The organism is Burkholderia savannae (assembly GCF_001524445.2).
Lineage (GTDB): Bacteria > Pseudomonadota > Gammaproteobacteria > Burkholderiales > Burkholderiaceae > Burkholderia > Burkholderia savannae.
The window spans coordinates 2,503,685-2,519,094 of the sequence record NZ_CP013418.1 but is presented as its reverse complement, the minus strand read 5'-3'; the positions used below and the strand labels follow the sequence as shown (position 1 = coordinate 2,519,094).

Here is a 15,410-nt window from a genome sequence, read left to right as displayed (position 1 = left end):
ACCCCGTCCGACACCGCACATGGACTACCTGCTGACCCTCGCCGCCGATCCCGCCGTCTGGGCCGCGCTCGTGACGCTCGTCGCGATGGAGATCGTGCTCGGCATCGACAACCTGATCTTCATCTCGATCCTGAGCAACAAGCTGCCCGAAGCGCAGCGCGAACGCACGCGGCGCCTCGGCATCGGGCTCGCGCTGATCTTTCGACTCGCGCTGCTCGGCACGGTCGCATGGATCGCGCGGCTCACCGAGCCGGTATTCACGCTGTTCGATCACGCGTTCTCGTGGCGCGACCTGATCCTGATCTCGGGCGGCCTGTTCCTCGTCTGGAAGGCGACGAAGGAGATGCATCACCACGTGTCGCACGACGGCTCGAACGAAGCCGGCCCGACGAACGCCGCCGGCCTGACGACTTGGGCTGCGGTCAGCCAGATCCTGATGCTCGACATCGTGTTCTCGATCGACAGCATCGTCACCGCGGTCGGCATGACGACGCACGTCCCGATCATGTTCGTCGCGGTGATCGCCGCCGTCACGGCGATGCTGTTCGCAGCCGGCCCGCTCGCGCGCTTCATCGACCGCAACCCGACCATCGTGATGCTCGCGCTCAGCTTCCTGATGGTGATCGGCATGACGCTGATCGCGGAAGGCTTCGGCTCGCACGTGCCGAAGGGCTACATCTACGCGGCGATGGCGTTCTCCGCCTTCGTCGAAGGAATGAACATGCTCGCGCGGCGCGCGAAGGAAAAGCACGCGAAGCGGATCGCCGTGCAGTGACGCGCCGCCGCGCGACGTGACGTGACGCGATGCAGTGCAGTGCGGTGCGAACTGCTTGCACGGCCCGGCTCGATCGGGCCGTACGAAGCGAAACGTCGCGCCGCCTGGCCGTGCCGGACGCGCGGCGGGAAACGAAGCGCGGCTCGTCCGCGCGCCCTCGAAAGGAGTTGCACGATGAAATGCCCTGTTTGCGTGACGCCCGAGCTGCTGATGACAGAACGGCAATCGATCGAGATCGACTACTGCCCGGCGTGCCGCGGCGTATGGCTCGACCGCGGCGAGCTCGACAAGCTCATGGCCCGTGCCGACGACGATGCAGGCGAGCGTCGACGCGACGCCGCGCGCGATACCGCCCGCGAAGCGCCGCCCGCGCACAACGCGCACGACGATCGGCGCCGGCATGACGGGTACGAGCACGACGGTCATTACCGGCCGCAACACGGCGGGTATCGGAAAAAGAAATCGCTGTTCGACATGTTCGATTTCGATTAAGGCAGGCGTCGGCGCGATCGATGCCGGCGGCGCGGCGACACGCCCGCGCCAGCGAGCGTCCGTCGCTCGACGAACCCGCGCGCGGCGATCCGATTCGCCGACGAGCCGGCCGCGCGCAACGCATCTTGTTCACGCCGAAGCGCGCGGCGCTTGTCTTATACTCGCCGGCTCACCGCTGGAGACGAGATGACCGCAACGCGTTCCATTCGATGTCTATGCCGCGCCGTCGGCGTGACGCTGACGGGCGAGCCGGCCGCGCGAGCCAACTGCCACTGCGCGTCATGCCGCGATTTCTACGGCGCGCCGATGCTGTCGGCAACCGCTTGGCCGGCCGAGCAAGTCGCCGTCGCCGAAGGCGACGCCGCGACGTTCACGCATCCGGCGAAGCACCTGTCCCGCAGGTTCTGCGCAGCCTGCGGCGAAACCGTGTTCGGCACGAACCGGCTCGGCATGCGCGTCGTGCCGAACGCGATCGTCGCGCGCGCCACGGGCGGCGAGCTGCCCGACGCGCTGCGGCCGACGATGCATCTGTTCTATCGGCAGCGAATCGTCGACGTGCGCGACGAACTGCCGAAATATCTCGACGGCTGGGACGGACCGACCGGCGACTCGTGACGCTCGACCATCGCGCTCGATCGGCGCGCACGGCTCCATGCATCGCGGCCTAAAGCGGACAGTCGGTAAACAGATCGAGCACCTGCGTGAAGAACGCTCTCGCCTGCGCATCGTCGCGCAAGTCGAGCCCGGCCGAATCGCCGCCATAGACGCCGCTCGACTGCGGGCGCGCATCCGCGTGGCGTCGCGCATAGTCGACCGCCTCGCCGAGATCCCGCCTGAATCGCTCGACGACGCCCGGCTGCGTCTGCGGCCCCGTCACGCACATGTGCAGCGCGTCCGGACACTGAAGCCCGTTGAAGCGCCAGCCGTGCCGACGCATGCAGTCGTTCACGTGATAGATGTCGAACGCGTCCGACGCGAACGCGAAACAGAACGTCGGCCTGCCGAGCACGCGCAGTTCCGGAATCGCGCGCACGGCGGCCTGCATGTCGAACGCCGTATCGAATATCGCCTTCGCGCGCGCCAGGTATCCTTCGCGCCCGAGGCCGCGCAGCGCCGCCCACGTCGCGGCGATCAGGCCGCCCGAACGGCTGCCGGCCAAACCGGGCGACCCGTATACGCCGCCCGCCCAGTCGGTCATCAAAAAGTACTGGTGCCGGCGAAAGCTCGCGTCGCGCCACGCGAGCACCGAGCCGCCTTTCGGTCCGTAGCCGTATTTGTGCGTATCGGCCGAGATCGACGTGACGCCGGGCAAGCGGAAATCGAAAACCGGAATGTCGGGATAGCCGAGCGTTTCCCCCCACGGCAGAATCCAGCCGCCGAGACAAGCGTCGACATGCAGCCACACGTGCTTGTCGATCGCGACGTCGGACAGCGCCTCGATCGGATCGATCGTCCCGTACGGATAATTGCATGCCGAGCCGACGATCATCACGGTATCGGCGTCGATCGCATCGCGCACGAAATCGACGTCGACCCGCATCGTTTGCGGATCGACCGGCGCGACGATCACGTCGATGCCGAACAGATGCGCGGCCTTGCGAAACGCGGGATGCGCCGACGCGGGCCAGATCATCCGCGGCCGCACGATTGCGCGTTCGGCGCGCGCTTTGTCGCGATACGCGAGCGTCGCGTTCAGGATGCTCTCCGTGCCGCCGAGGCTCAGCGCGCCGCATGCGCGATGCGCGCCGTCATGCCCGGTCACGGCCTCGCCGTGCAGCAGTGCGACCGTCATCGCGACGATCTCGCTTTCCATCCGGTTCATGCTCGGGCACAGGTCGCGCTGCAACGCGTTGACGTGACTGAAGAGCCCGTACGCTTCGTTGAGGAACGCATAATGTTCGTGATCGCCGCAGTACATCGTGCCCGAGCAGCGGCCGTGTTCCCATTTGAAGTCTTCGCGCGCGGCCATCGATCGCAGCTCTTCGAGCAAGCGCTCGCGCGGCATGCCGCGCTCGGGAAAGCCGTGCATCGCGCCGAATTCGGCCGCATACGGATAAAGCACTTTGACGCCTTCTTCGAGATCCATCACGCCCTCCTGATCGGAACCGGCATCGGCTTTCGGACGTGCGTCGATGCCGACGGCACTGCCGATGATTCCACCTCGCCGTTCACATTAAGGCTGCCTAATTAACACATTAAAAATTCCCTGTACGTTCCTTTCGTTCACGCTATGCTTAGCATGACATCCTAATAAAAATCGGAACACGTCATGAAGAGATACGCATTGGCTTTCTTGTTGATGCTGTGCTCATCGATGTCGGCAATGGCGGGGGCGATCATTCCATCGGGCGGCACATTGGTCGCGGGGCAATACGCGATGTCGAACAACGGCAATTTCGCATTCGGCATCGACGCCGCGAGCGGCAAGCTGTATTTCCACTATAAATTCCCGACGCAGGCATGGGGCGCGAGCTCGATGTCGCAATTCTTCGGAACGAAGCCCGAGGGCGCGCTCTACGTGGGCAAAGGCGATCGGCTCGTCATGCAGACCGACGGCCGGCTCGCATTCTATTCGGGGAACGACGTCGTCTGGAGCAACTGGTATTACGGCCCCGCGCCCATTCCGGGCTCGTACGCGGTCGTCGAGGATTTCGGCGTCGTCGCGATCTATCCGCCGCAGGGCGGCTATCCTTCGTTCACCTGGCCGTTCGCATCGATCACGCCGAATAGCGGCGCGCTCACGACGGTCGTCGGCTATCCGTTCGGGCTGAACTTCCCGGTGCTCAACGGACGCCAATCGCTGCAGATCTTCAACAACGTCACCTATTACCTGTGGAACAAGAGCTTCGCGTCGGACAGCGTCGCGATGCAGCCCGACGGCAATCTCGTCGTCTACAACAAGGGGCAGCCCGTGTGGTCGACTGCGACATCGGGCAATCCGGGCGCCTACATGCTGGTGACGCCCGTCGGCTTCGTGCTCGGCAAGCAGTACGGCGGCATTCTCGCGAACGTCCCCTATCCGGTGTCCGTCGATCAGTCGAGCCGCGCGAGCGGGCCGAACGATCCGAAGCCGTCGCCGGCCACGCCGCCCGCTCCTTCGCTCAACCTGCCGATCAACTCGAGCTGGAAGTGCTTTTACGTCAAGGACTGGCTCTCGTGTTACGCGCCGGGCTGAGCGGCTCCCGGTTTGCGCGTCGGCTCGCGCGCGGCCGCCGACGCGCGCGCACGCACCGGGTATGAACCGAGGCTGACGACGCAGCGCGCCGGCGAGCGATTCGTTCGTGTGCCTAAACACGCTGCATCGCGCGAAAAACGGGCCGATTACGCTTGAACGCGTCGACGAATCGCGCGGACATTTCGGCATAGACGTCCGCGTTCGCGCGGTTCGGCTCGTGGACACCGCGAATCCGCACGCGTACGCCGAAATCGTCGAGATCGAGCAAGCCGAGCCGCTGGAACGCAAGCAGCGCAACCCCGACGCACGTCGTGTATTGCGGCTGCTCGACGCGATGCACGGGCGCGTTCAGCACGTCCGCGACGATCTGCGACCATGCGTCGGATTCCGCGCCGCCGCCGTAGAGCACGAAGTGCGAGAAGCGCCGCTTCGCGAATGCTTCGACAGGGCCGCGCAGCCAGCGCAGATTCATCGCGACGCCTTCGAGCACCGCGCGCGCGAGGTGGCTGCGCGTCGCGTCGAGCCCGAGATTGACGAAGCCGCCGCGCATCGATGCGTCCGCGCACGGCGCGAGCGATCCCGCGAGCCACGGCAGGAACAGCACGCCGCCGCTGCCTGGCGGCGTCGCGTCGATCGCCGTTTGCAGGCGCGCGAAGCAATCGTCGCGCGGCAGCGCGCCGAACGGATCGTCCGCATAGACCTGCTGCTCGATGAAGTGCTTGAGCGCCGCGCCGCCGACGCCGTTTTCCGCCATCACGAAATACGTGTCCGGCACCGGGCTCGGCATGCTGAGAATCGCGTGCCGGATATCCGTTCGCTTGAACCGCACGTGCGCGATCATCACGCTCGAGCTGCCGATCGACAGCGCCGCGTGCTTGCCCGCGAACGCGCACGCGCCCATGCCGCCCGCCTGCGTGTCGTTCAGGCCCGCAACCACCGGCGTATCGCGCGGCAAGCCGAGTTCGTCGGCGACGTCGGGCAACACGCGGCCGACGATCGCGTCGATCGGCAGCAGCTCGGGCAGCTTGTCGGCATCGATGCACGAGTAACGTACGAGCCGCGAATCGTAGCGCGTCGCGTTCAGGCGGCGGTTGTCGATCGCAAGCGACATGAACGCCGTGCATTGATTCGCGCACGCGCGCCCCGTGAAGCGCAGATTCAAATAGTCCATCGGTTCGAGAAACGTCGCGGTGCGCGCGTAGACGTCGGGCTTCGCATACTTCAGATAGCGCATGTGCGTGAGCGAGATCCCGCCTTCGACGGGCGGCAATCCATGCACGCGCAGCCATTGCCACTGCCGCAGCAGCGAATCGGCCCGCTTCGGGTAATGTGCGACGTCGCGCATCGCGCGCGGCGCGCCGCGCCGGTCGAGCCAGAGAATCATGTTCGCGACGGGCGCGCCGTCCGCGCCGACGGGCACGATCGAAGAATACTGGCTGCTGCATGCGATCGCGCGCACGTCGCGCGACGCGACGCCCGATGCGTGCAGCGCGACGACGCACGCATGCTTGACCGCGCGCCAGATGTCGAGCGGGTCCTGCTCGACGCCGCCGCCCGGCACGGACAGCGTCGCGACCGCCTCGCGCGCCGCCGCGACGACCCGCCCGTCGAGCGAGACGACGGCGGCCTTCGGGCCGCTCGTTCCGAGATCGATCGCCAACACGCAGGGGCCAGGCTCCGTCATCGCGCCTCCTTTCATCGGGACGTTGCGGTACACGTCTGAAGCATAGTCGACGGATCGCGTCACGGAAGGATTCGGCGATATCGCGCGTCGCCGCCGCGTGCAGCCGGTTCGAGCATTTTCACATCGGCGAACCGCAGGCGAACGACGCGAGCGACATCGCGGCGCTCGATGCACGCCGGGCCCGCACATGACGCAATGTTCGACGTGCCCCGCTCAATCGCGATGGGTAGGTGAACGAACCGGTTGATGTCGATGCCGAGCGGATCGATTTGGCGAACGCGCAACAGGAAAGCAGCGATCCGCAATGCATCCGCGATCGACTTTCTCGGTCGTTTCTCGCCTGCGGCCATCACGCAAGGCGTGATGGCAACGTCCGCCTGCAGTGAAGTGATTCCGTCAATTCGTATCGCCGCGCCGGTTGCGCCGGATGCGCCGGATGCTCTGCCGCATCATGCATTCATCGACGGCGTCGTGACGGCCCCTTGCGCGTGGCGCGCGAGCGGTGCGATGAAATGCTTGACCTTCGGCGTTTCGTCGCTGGAGGGCACGGCGTGAAACGATGGGCTTGAATGGTCCAACGTCCGCATCGATGACCGACATGCGCGCTGGTTTCGCTTCGTTCGCGTCTTCGCTTCGTGCGCCTCGTTCGCTTCTCCGCACGACGACATAGCGTCGCCATGGAAAACGGATGCGCCGCCGTGAAGCGGCTTGATCCAATCATGCGCATCGAGAATCGCCGGGAAGCCCGCAGGAACGGGCTTCCCGGCCGGCGGGCACGCCGCCGCCGATACGCCGCGTCGTCAGTTCACGCCGGACGCGCTCCACGCGCGCGCAACCGTTGCGCTCTCAGCCGAATTCGCGCCGTACAGGTCGTTCGCCGCCTGGATCGACGCGCGCCGCGCGCTCGAGTAGCTGGAGTTGGAGGTCAAGTACACAGTCAACGTCCGATACCAGATCTTGCCCGCCTTGTCGCGGCCGAGGCCGCTGAAGCTGGTGTCGCCGTTGCAGACCAGTTGGCTCTTCGACAGCCCGGTGTCGGTCGCCGGCACCACCGGGCCTTCCGCGAGCAGATAGAAGAAGCGGTTGCCGACGCCCGACGAGTAATGCGGATTCGTCCACGTGAAGCCACTGGACGGATAGCAGCTGTACGACCGGCCGTCGAGATCCTGCTTGTACATCTTGCGCAGGCCGCCGCTCGTGATGCGCGCGCCGATCACGTAGTTGCCCGGATCGTTCGGGTTGTTCGCGTAGTACTTGACGAGCGTGCCGAAGATATCGGAAGTCGACTCGTTGAGGCCGCCCGCATCGCCCGAATAGTTCAGGTTCGCGGTGGCTTCGGTCACGCCGTGGCTCATCTCGTGCCCGGCCACGTCGACCGATACGACGGGCTTCGGCAGGCGGCTGCCCGGCTCGCCGTCGCCGTACACCATCACGCGCGACGACAGCCATGCCGCGTTCGCGCCGGTCGTGCCGCTGCCGGTGTCGAACACCACGTGCGCGTAGCTCCTCACGCCGCGACCATCGTTGAAGATGCCGTTGCGGTTGTGCGTGGTCTTGTAGTAATCCCAGGTCAGCGCGAGACCGTAGTCGATGTCGGCCGCGACGGTCTGCCGGTTGCTCGTCGTGTTGTCGCCCCACACGTTCGTGCTGCTCGTGAAGATCGGCAGATCGGTCGCCAGCTCGACTTCGTCCGAGGTCAGGCCGCGGCCGTCGTACACCGAGCCGCTGCCGCGCGTCGGATCGAGCATCCGGTACGCGTTCGTGCCGGTCTGGTCGGTCGTCAGCGACAGGTTTCCGTAGTACAGCGAACGGCCGGTGCCGGTTGCGGCGGCGGTCTTGATCAGATCCTGCGCGTCGAGCACGTTGCCCGTGCGCGCGTCGACGTAGTAGAGCACGGCCTCGCCGTGCGCGTCGGTCGCCTTGCCGTACACGCGCACCGCGTGGGCGAGCGTCGGCGCGGCGTCGCGCGCGAACACGACGAGATCCGGGCCGTCGACACGGCGCACGTCCGCGCCGAAGTGCTTGGCCGCGGCGCGCCGGGCCGCGGCCGCACCCACATCGGGCGCGTTGCGCACCACGAAGCGCTCGCCGACCTTGCCGATCTTGCCGGCAAGATCGATCGGCACGGGCTGGGTCAGGCTCGCCTGCTTCAGTTGCCCTTGATTCGAGTGCACGACGACGTCGCCGCCGATCACGGGCAGCCCCGCATAGAAGCGGTCGAAACGCACGTGCTCGGTGCCGTCCGGGTCGACGATCACGTCGCGCACCTGGAACTGGTCGCCCTCCGCCGGCGCGCCCGGCGGCGCGGCCGCGAACTTCAGCGTGCGCGCGGCGCTGCCGGCGGCCAGGTTGAAGGCGGCCGGGTTCTGCTGGATCAATTGCAGCGCCCGGTCGACCGCGGCCGGCTGGTCGCCGGCTTGCGCAAACGCGCTGAGACTGGCGAGCGAAATCGCGGTGACGGACAGCAGGAAGGAAAGTTTCTTCATGTAATCCTCCAGATAATGAATGCGTGGTTATTGGAAACGTATTAACTGCAAGCACTAAACAAGAGAGGTACGGTGAACTGCAAAGCCATGCTAGGAGGTCAAATCTATCTTTACAAGAAATTTACCAATAAATTAATTTATCGTTATGGTCGCGTTAATCGAGTTAGGCTTTGGTTAGTGAATTGAAATGGTTCTGTGCGGCGTGCCTCAGGCATGCCGGTGACGGCGAGCGGGCGGGGCGCGCCGGATGGGCAGCGAACGAGCCGACGGCGAAGCCGCGCCGCACGCGATGCAGCCCGAGCAGAATTTACGGCGCGCTTGCAGAACGATGGCGACGGCCATGCTCTGCTTAATCGAATATTCATTTCAATTGTTGAATTCACATTATGAATATTCAATTGATCAATGACGCGTGGTTGTCAATGCAGGCGGCCTGCGTTTTCTTCAAATGAAAAAAGAGGGCGGTTCGGCGAACAGGCCGGCGAACGAATCGCGGCCTTTGCGGGAGGACGACACGGCGGCGCGGCGCGGCATCCGGCGACGCGTAAGAAAGGCGGTTCGCCGCGCGACGCGATGGTCGCCGGCGCCGATCAGGAAGAGCCGCTGCCGCCGCAATGGCCGGCGCACCGCGCGCAGATCGCGCGCCGCCCTGCAGCAGGCGGGTTGGCAAACGCCGCACGCATCGCCTGCGGGCGCGGCGTTGCGTCCGTTGCGTCCGTTGCTGCCGTTGCTGCCGTTGCTGCCGCAAGTGCGTGCCGATCGGCTAGCGGCCCTGCCGAAATTCTCCGAAGGGGAAAGCGCGCGGCTCGCGTTCGTGCATACCGACCCGCGGCACGCGGGGAGCCGGCTCGTGCTGCGCTTGCGGCGCTCGCATCACGCGGTGAGCGGCGTCTCGCGGCACGGCGCGCCGAACCCGAATGGCGCGCCGTGCCGCGAGACGCTGTACCGGCCCGCGCAGCCGTTGACGCTGGCGACGTCGCGCGACGCCGGCGATCCCGCGATCCCGCGATCCCGCGGACATCGTCGCGGCGCTGTCGGCCGCCGGGCGCATCGAGACACGCTCGGCGCGCGACGGCAACTGCGGCCATGGCGGCGACGTACGGCACGCAGTACTGATCGTTCCAGCAACGCTTGCCACGCCGTTCGACGCCGCATCGGGCGGCATGACAAGCGTCGCGGTTTCCGCCGCGACTGCTTCGTCCGTTGCCTCCGGCACACCCGGCGCTTCCGGCGCAACGCATTGCCGCACATGAACCGCGCGCCGCTCCGCGCCGGATCGTTCCGGATGACGAATGAATCGGCTCGACCGCGTCAGCCCGTTTTCCTGACGGATTTCTTCTTCGCCGCGCGCGCGGGCTCGGGGGCGAACGTGCAGCCGGGCTGCGTGCGCAACAGGAACTGCACCGCATGATCGGCGAGCGCGTCGAGGCCGAGCGGCCCGTTCGGCTTGTACCATTGCGCGACCCAGTTCAGCGCGCCGAACATCAGCAGCCGGTCGATCGGCGTCGGCGCGGGCCACTCGCCCGCCGCCTGCAGCCGCTCGATCACGCCGTCCCACACCGCCTCGTAGCGGTCCTTCAGCTTCAGCACCTTCGCCTGCATCGCTTCGTCGAGCGACTTCCATTCGTACAGCAGCACCGGAATGAAGTCGTGATCGGGCGACACCAGCGTTTTCAAGTGCGTGTGCACGAGCGCGCGGAACGCGTCGCGCGCGGGCAGGTTCTCGACGTCGAGCGCCTCGATCCGCGCGAGCGCGTTCGACATGCCCTGCTCCATCACCGCGACGAGAATGTCCTGCTTCGTCTTGAAATAGTAGAACCAGCTTCCCGCCTGCACGCCCGCCGCAGCGGCGATGTCGCGGACCGTCGTTCGTTCGTATCCCTGCGTGCGGAACAGCTTCGCGGACTTGAGGATCAGCTCGTCGCGCAGCGTCGCGCTCTCGCCCTTCACGGGACGCCCGCGCTTGCGCGTGGCCTGAGGTATGGCGCTCATAGAATCACAATGCGATGTTTCGAACCGGCGCTCGCCGCCGCGCAACCGCGCTGCTGCGGCGAAGCCCGTCATTCGAGCGATTATCGGCGAGTTTTAAACGCTTGGAAAGCCGATCCGCCCGCGCGCGCCGCCCGATCCCGAGCGCCGCGCGCTAATACTCGAGCTGGCGCGCCGCCAGATCCTTCATGATTTCCTCCGCGCCGCCGCCGATCATGTTGACCTTCACTTCGCGATAGATGCGCTCGGGCCGCGTGCCGCGCATGTAGCCCATGCCGCCGAGTATCTGCACGGCGGCGTCCGCGCAGAACTGCATCGTCTGCGCCGCGAAATTCTTCAGCATGCAGATCGTCGCGACGAGCGTCGGCGCGCCCCTGTCGAGATGATCGATCTGCCACGCGCATTGCTCGAGCCATGCGCGCGTCGCGTCGATGCGCATCGCCATGTCGACGAGCTTGTGCCGGATCACCTGATGATCCGCGACGCGCCGGCCGAACGTGCGCCGCTGCCGCGCCCAGTCGAGCGCGTCCTCGTAGCAGACTTGCGCGAAGCCGAGCGCCGACGCGGCGAGGCTGAAGCGCTCGAGGTTGAAATTCTGCATCACGAGCGCAAAGCCGCCGCCTTCCGGGCCGATCAGGTTCGCGGCCGGCACGGGGCAATCGTCGAAGCGCAGATGCGCGGTGTCCGACGCCCACCAGCCCATTTTCTTCAGCGGCGTCTTCGACAAGCCCGGCGCGTCGCCTTCGACGAGTAGCAGCGACAGCCCCTTCGCGCCCTGCGCGTGCGCATCGGTGCGCACGGCCACCGTGTAGTAGTCGGCCCGCATGCCCGAAGTGATGAACACCTTCTCGCCGTTCACGACGTAGCGGCTGCCGTCGCGCACCGCACTCGTGCGCAGCGCGGCGACGTCCGAGCCGCCGCCCGGCTCCGTGATCGCGAGCGCCGAGATCTTGCGGCCCGCGAGAATGCCGGGCAGCACGCGCGCCTTCAGTTCGTCGCTGCCCGCGTGCGCGATCGGCGGCGCGCCGATCGTATGCGACATCAGCGAGCTGACGACGCCCCCCGCGCCGCAGCGCGCGAGCTCGATCGAGCAGATCAGCCGATGAAACATGTCGACGTCCTCGACGCCGCCGTAGGCGTCGGGAAAGCCGATGCCGAGAAGCCCGACGCGCGCCGCCTTCTCGTACAGCTCGCGCGGAAACTCGCCCGCCTCGTCCCAATCGTTCACGTACGGCGAGATCTCGTTCGCGACGAATCGGCGCAACGTGTCCTGCAATTGGACGTGCTCCGGCCGGTAATAGGCCGGGTTCGGGATCGCGCGATGCATCGATGCCTCCTTTCGGTGCGCCGGGAGTCGGCCGCTTTCGTGCCGATTCTAGGAACGCGGCAAAAATAAATCAACCGATTGATTTATTAGATTCACGGCGCTACGATGCGCACATCGCACACGACGACATCCGGGGCGCCCGATGAGCACGCTGCAAGGGAAGACCGTCTTCATCACCGGCGCTTCGCGCGGCATCGGGCTTGCGATCGGCAAGAAGGCCGCGAGCCTCGGCGCGAACGTCGTCGTCGCCGCGAAAACCGCCGACGTGAATCCGAAGCTGCCCGGCACGATTTACAGCGCGGCCGCCGAGATCGAAGCGGCGGGCGGCGCATGCCTGCCGCTTCAAGTGGACATACGCGACGAAACGCAGATCGCCGCCGCGCTCGCGCGCGCGGCCGAGCGTTTCGGCGGCGTGGACGCGCTCGTCAACAACGCGAGCGCGATCAGCCTGACCGACACGCCGAACACGCCGATGAAACGCTTCGACCTGATGTTCGACGTCAACGTCCGCGGCACGTTCGCGTGCACGCAGGCGGCGCTGCCGTATCTGAGGGAATCCGCGAAGCGCGGCGGCAACCCGCACGTGCTGACGCTGTCGCCGCCGCCGAATCTCGATCCGAAATGGTTCGCGCCGCACGTCGCGTACACGATCGCGAAATACGGCATGAGCCTGTGCGTGCTCGGGCACGCGGAGGAATTCCGTCCGCACGGCATCGCGGTCAACGCACTGTGGCCGCGCACGGTGATCCGCACGGCGGCGCTGCAAATGATTCCCGGCATTGCGCCCGAGGTCTGCCGCACGCCGGAGATCGTCGCCGACGCCGCCGCGCACGTGCTGTCGCTCGACGCGCGCACGCACACGGGCTGCTTCTTCATCGACGAGCAGGTGCTCGCCGGCGCGGGTGTCGCCGATCTCTCGCGCTACGCGGTCGTGCCCGGCACCACGTCGTTTCCGAACGATCTGTTTCTCGACTGACGGACGAAAAACCTCACATGGCATATCGCTCACAACTTCGCGCGGGCAGCTTCGACGGCAAGGTCGCGCTCGTCACGGGCGGCGGCAGCGGCATCGGCCGCTGCTGCGCGCACGAGCTCGCGTCGCTCGGCGCGCTCGTCGTGCTGCTCGGCCGCAACGCGGACAAGCTCGCGAACGTGTCGGCCGAAATCCACGAAGACGGCGGCCGTGCGGACGCGATCGCATGCGACATTCGCGACGAGGACGGCGTGCGGCACGCGATCGCGCAGATCGTCGAGCGGCACGGCCGCGTCGATCTGCTGGTCAACAACGCGGGCGGCCAGTTCCCCGCGCCGCTCGATCAGATCAGCGCGAAAGGCTGGCAGGCCGTGCTCAACACGAACCTGCTCGGCGGCTTTCTCGTCGCGCGCGAGTGCTACGTGCAATCGATGAAGCCGCGCAAGACGGGCGCGATCGTCAACATCATCGCCGACATGTGGCACGGCATGACGGGCATGGGCCACAGCGGCGCCGCGCGCGCCGGCATGCTGAACTTCACCGAGACGGCCGCCGCCGAATGGGCGCCCGTGCGCGTGAACGCCGTCGCGCCCGGCTGGATCGCGTCGAGCGGAATGGACACGTATCCCGACGCGATCAAGCCGATGCTGCGCGGCCTGCCGAAGATGGTGCCGCTCGGGCGCATCGGCAACGAAGCCGAAGTGTCGGCGGCGATCGCGTTCCTGCTGTCGGACGCCGCGTCGTTCATCAGCGGCGCGTGCCTGCGCGTAGACGGCGGCGCGCCGAACGCGCGCCGCCATTTCGCGATGCAGCCCGTCGACGCGAACGCGCCGTTCGACGGCTTCCATCGCGCGATCGCGCCCGAACTCTTCAAGCGCTGACATGCCGATCTTCGATTCCCGTCTCGATACGACAAGCGCCGCGTTCCGCGACAACGCCGATCACATGCGCGCGCTGATCGCGCAATGGCACGCGCTCAACGCGCGCGCCGCGGACGAATCGGCGAAGGCCGGCCCGCGCTTCGACAAGCGCGGGCAACTGCTGCCGCGCGAGCGGCTCGCGCTTCTCGTCGACGCCGGCGCGCCGTTTCTCGAGCTCGCGGCGCTCGCCGGCTATCTCGTCGGCGAAAGCGATCCGGACAAATCGGTGCCGGGCGCGGGCCTCATCGGCGGCATCGGCTACGTGAGCGGCACGCGCTGCATGATCGTCGTCGCCGATTCGGGCATCGACGCGGGCGCGCTGCAGCCGATGGGCCTCGAGAAATTCCAGCGGCTGCAGCGGATCGCGCTCGACCATCGGCTGCCGTTCGTGCATCTCGTCGAATCGGCCGGCGCGAACCTGCTGCAATACCGCGTCGAGGAATTCATCCACGGCGGCCGCCATTTCCATCAGCTCGCGAAGCTGTCCGCCGCCGGCATCCCGGTGCTCACGCTCGTGCACGGCTCATCGACCGCGGGCGGCGCGTACATGCCGGGCCTGTCCGATTACGTCGTGATGGTGCGCGACCGCGCGAAGGCGTTCCTCGCCGGCCCGCCGCTGCTGAAGGCCGCGACGGGCGAGATCGCGACCGACGAGGAGCTCGGCGGCGCGACGATGCACGCGAGCGTGTCGGGCCTCGCCGAATACGTCGCGGACGACGACGCCGACGGCATCCGCATCCTGCGCGAGCTCGTCGACAAGCTCGGCTGGCGCGAGCGCGAGGCGGCGCTGCCCGTCGGCGAGGAACCCGCGCTCGATCCGCAAGGACTGCTAGGCATCCTGCCGCGCGACGGCAAGAAGCCCGTCGACATGCGCGAGGTGATCGCGCGGCTCGTCGACGCATCGGATCTTCTGGAATTCCAGCCGTCGTACGGGCCGGCCACCGTCTGCGCGCACGCGCGCATCCACGCAATGCCCGTCGGCATCGTGACGAACAACGGCCCGCTCGATCCGGCCGGCGCGACGAAGGCGACCCATTTCATTCAGGCGTGCTGCCAGAGCGGCGTGCCGCTCGTCTATCTGCAGAACACGACGGGCTTCATCGTCGGCAAGGAGTCCGAACGCGCGGGAATGATCAAGCATGGCGCGAAGATGATCCAGGCGGTGTCGAACGCCACCGTCCCGCAGATCACGATCCTGTGCGGCGCTTCGTTCGGCGCGGGCAATTACGGGATGTGCGGGCGCGGCTTCGATCCGGCCTTCGTGTTTTCGTGGCCGAACGCGCGCACCGCGGTGATGGGCGCGGAGCAGGCGGCGCTCACGATGGCGATCGTGATGGAAGGCGCGGCGCGCGCGAAAGGCGTCGAGCCGGACCGCGCGCGAATCGATGCGCTGCGCGAGAAGATCGTCGCGAACTTCGAGCGCCAGACCCACGCGTTCTACACGTCCGGACGCATGCTCGACGACGGCGTCATCGATCCGCGCGACACGCGCCGCGTAATCGCGATGACGCTCGCCGTCTGCCGCGACGGCCGCGGCAAGTCCGTCCAACCGCTCACGTTCGGCGTCGCCCGCCCCTGATCTGGAGACA

The 15,410-nt window shown here is 66.9% G+C and carries 14 protein-coding genes; 9 read left to right on the top strand and 5 right to left on the bottom strand.

Annotation, left to right across the window (positions count from 1 at the left end):
• Positions 1-19 precede the first annotated feature (19 nt).
• The 3 genes from WS78_RS32125 (at position 20) to WS78_RS32110 (ending at position 1,882) form a co-directional block, all read left to right on the top strand.
• Positions 20-775, top strand: a complete 756-nt coding sequence (locus WS78_RS32125; RefSeq protein WP_038746150.1) for a TerC family protein — start codon at positions 20-22, stop codon at positions 773-775.
• Positions 776-949: 174 nt separating this feature from the next.
• Positions 950-1,267 carry a TFIIB-type zinc ribbon-containing protein gene (locus WS78_RS32115; RefSeq protein WP_059576608.1) on the top strand — a complete coding sequence of 106 codons (318 nt, stop codon included), beginning with the start codon at positions 950-952 and terminating at the stop codon, positions 1,265-1,267.
• Between the two features lie 186 nt (positions 1,268-1,453).
• Positions 1,454-1,882, top strand: a complete 429-nt coding sequence (locus tag WS78_RS32110) for a GFA family protein (RefSeq protein ID WP_038746144.1) — start codon at positions 1,454-1,456, stop codon at positions 1,880-1,882.
• A 49-nt stretch (positions 1,883-1,931) separates the two neighbouring features.
• Here the strand turns inward: WS78_RS32110 and WS78_RS32105 are convergent, their stop codons facing one another.
• Entirely contained in the window at positions 1,932-3,353 is a 1,422-nt protein-coding gene (locus WS78_RS32105; RefSeq protein WP_059576611.1) for a pyridoxal phosphate-dependent decarboxylase family protein, read from the bottom strand.
• Positions 3,354-3,536: 183 nt separating this feature from the next.
• Here WS78_RS32105 and WS78_RS32100 point away from each other — a divergent pair, with 183 nt between their 5' ends.
• The gene (locus WS78_RS32100; RefSeq protein WP_038746138.1) at positions 3,537-4,442 is read left to right on the top strand and encodes a membrane protein; all 906 of its coding nucleotides are present in this window, start codon (positions 3,537-3,539) and stop codon (positions 4,440-4,442) included.
• Between the two features lie 112 nt (positions 4,443-4,554).
• Here the strand turns inward: WS78_RS32100 and WS78_RS32095 are convergent, their stop codons facing one another.
• A complete protein-coding gene (locus WS78_RS32095; RefSeq protein WP_059577005.1) occupies positions 4,555-6,126 on the bottom strand; it encodes a xylulokinase in 1,572 nt (523 codons plus the stop codon).
• Between the two features lie 246 nt (positions 6,127-6,372).
• Between WS78_RS32095 and WS78_RS36715 the strand changes: the two genes are divergently transcribed.
• Positions 6,373-6,681: a hypothetical protein gene (locus WS78_RS36715; RefSeq protein WP_152611666.1), complete on the top strand. Its 309-nt coding sequence runs from the start codon at positions 6,373-6,375 to the stop codon at positions 6,679-6,681.
• A gap of 245 nt (positions 6,682-6,926) precedes the next feature.
• Here WS78_RS36715 and WS78_RS32080 read toward each other — a convergent pair whose 3' ends face one another.
• On the bottom strand, positions 6,927-8,612 hold the full coding sequence (locus WS78_RS32080; protein WP_059576614.1) for a M4 family metallopeptidase: 1,686 nt from the start codon (positions 8,610-8,612) through the stop codon (positions 6,927-6,929).
• Positions 8,613-9,024: 412 nt separating this feature from the next.
• On the opposite strand from WS78_RS32080, the gene WS78_RS36710 reads away from it, so the two are divergent.
• On the top strand, positions 9,025-10,023 hold the full coding sequence (locus WS78_RS36710; protein WP_156437367.1) for a hypothetical protein: 999 nt from the start codon (positions 9,025-9,027) through the stop codon (positions 10,021-10,023).
• On the opposite strand, the gene WS78_RS32075 is transcribed toward WS78_RS36710, so the two are convergent.
• Positions 9,924-10,604 (bottom strand): TetR/AcrR family transcriptional regulator, encoded by a 681-nt coding sequence (locus WS78_RS32075; protein ID WP_038746127.1) that lies wholly within the window; start codon positions 10,602-10,604, stop codon positions 9,924-9,926. The genes WS78_RS36710 and WS78_RS32075 overlap by 100 nt on opposite strands.
• A gap of 151 nt (positions 10,605-10,755) precedes the next feature.
• Positions 10,756-11,928 carry an acyl-CoA dehydrogenase family protein gene (locus WS78_RS32065; RefSeq protein WP_059576620.1) on the bottom strand — a complete coding sequence of 391 codons (1,173 nt, stop codon included), beginning with the start codon at positions 11,926-11,928 and terminating at the stop codon, positions 10,756-10,758.
• Positions 11,929-12,070: 142 nt separating this feature from the next.
• Between WS78_RS32065 and WS78_RS32060 the strand changes: the two genes are divergently transcribed.
• Genes WS78_RS32060 through WS78_RS32050 form a run of 3 tightly spaced genes read left to right on the top strand, consistent with a single transcriptional unit; the run spans position 12,071 to position 15,400 of the window.
• Positions 12,071-12,904 (top strand): SDR family oxidoreductase, encoded by an 834-nt coding sequence (locus WS78_RS32060; protein ID WP_059576623.1) that lies wholly within the window; start codon positions 12,071-12,073, stop codon positions 12,902-12,904.
• A gap of 17 nt (positions 12,905-12,921) precedes the next feature.
• On the top strand, positions 12,922-13,782 hold the full coding sequence (locus tag WS78_RS32055) for an SDR family oxidoreductase (protein ID WP_059576626.1): 861 nt from the start codon (positions 12,922-12,924) through the stop codon (positions 13,780-13,782).
• Position 13,783: 1 nt separating this feature from the next.
• The gene (locus WS78_RS32050; protein WP_059576629.1) at positions 13,784-15,400 is read left to right on the top strand and encodes an acyl-CoA carboxylase subunit beta; all 1,617 of its coding nucleotides are present in this window, start codon (positions 13,784-13,786) and stop codon (positions 15,398-15,400) included.
• Positions 15,401-15,410 lie beyond the last annotated feature (10 nt).

Bases quoted from the DNA above. Each gene is read 5' to 3' on its own strand.
- WS78_RS32125 (WP_038746150.1), top strand. From the start codon at position 20: ATGGACTACCTGCTGACCCTCGCCGCCGATCCCGCCGTCTGGGCCGCG.
- WS78_RS32115 (WP_059576608.1), top strand. From the start codon at position 950: ATGAAATGCCCTGTTTGCGTGACGCCCGAGCTGCTGATGACAGAACGG.
- WS78_RS32110 (WP_038746144.1), top strand. From the start codon at position 1,454: ATGACCGCAACGCGTTCCATTCGATGTCTATGCCGCGCCGTCGGCGTG.
- WS78_RS32105 (WP_059576611.1), bottom strand. From the start codon at position 3,353: ATGGATCTCGAAGAAGGCGTCAAAGTGCTTTATCCGTATGCGGCCGAA.
- WS78_RS32100 (WP_038746138.1), top strand. From the start codon at position 3,537: ATGAAGAGATACGCATTGGCTTTCTTGTTGATGCTGTGCTCATCGATG.
- WS78_RS32095 (WP_059577005.1), bottom strand. From the start codon at position 6,126: ATGACGGAGCCTGGCCCCTGCGTGTTGGCGATCGATCTCGGAACGAGC.
- WS78_RS36715 (WP_152611666.1), top strand. From the start codon at position 6,373: ATGTCGATGCCGAGCGGATCGATTTGGCGAACGCGCAACAGGAAAGCA.
- WS78_RS32080 (WP_059576614.1), bottom strand. From the start codon at position 8,612: ATGAAGAAACTTTCCTTCCTGCTGTCCGTCACCGCGATTTCGCTCGCC.
- WS78_RS32075 (WP_038746127.1), bottom strand. From the start codon at position 10,604: ATGAGCGCCATACCTCAGGCCACGCGCAAGCGCGGGCGTCCCGTGAAG.
- WS78_RS32065 (WP_059576620.1), bottom strand. From the start codon at position 11,928: ATGCATCGCGCGATCCCGAACCCGGCCTATTACCGGCCGGAGCACGTC.
- WS78_RS32060 (WP_059576623.1), top strand. From the start codon at position 12,071: ATGAGCACGCTGCAAGGGAAGACCGTCTTCATCACCGGCGCTTCGCGC.
- WS78_RS32055 (WP_059576626.1), top strand. From the start codon at position 12,922: ATGGCATATCGCTCACAACTTCGCGCGGGCAGCTTCGACGGCAAGGTC.
- WS78_RS32050 (WP_059576629.1), top strand. From the start codon at position 13,784: ATGCCGATCTTCGATTCCCGTCTCGATACGACAAGCGCCGCGTTCCGC.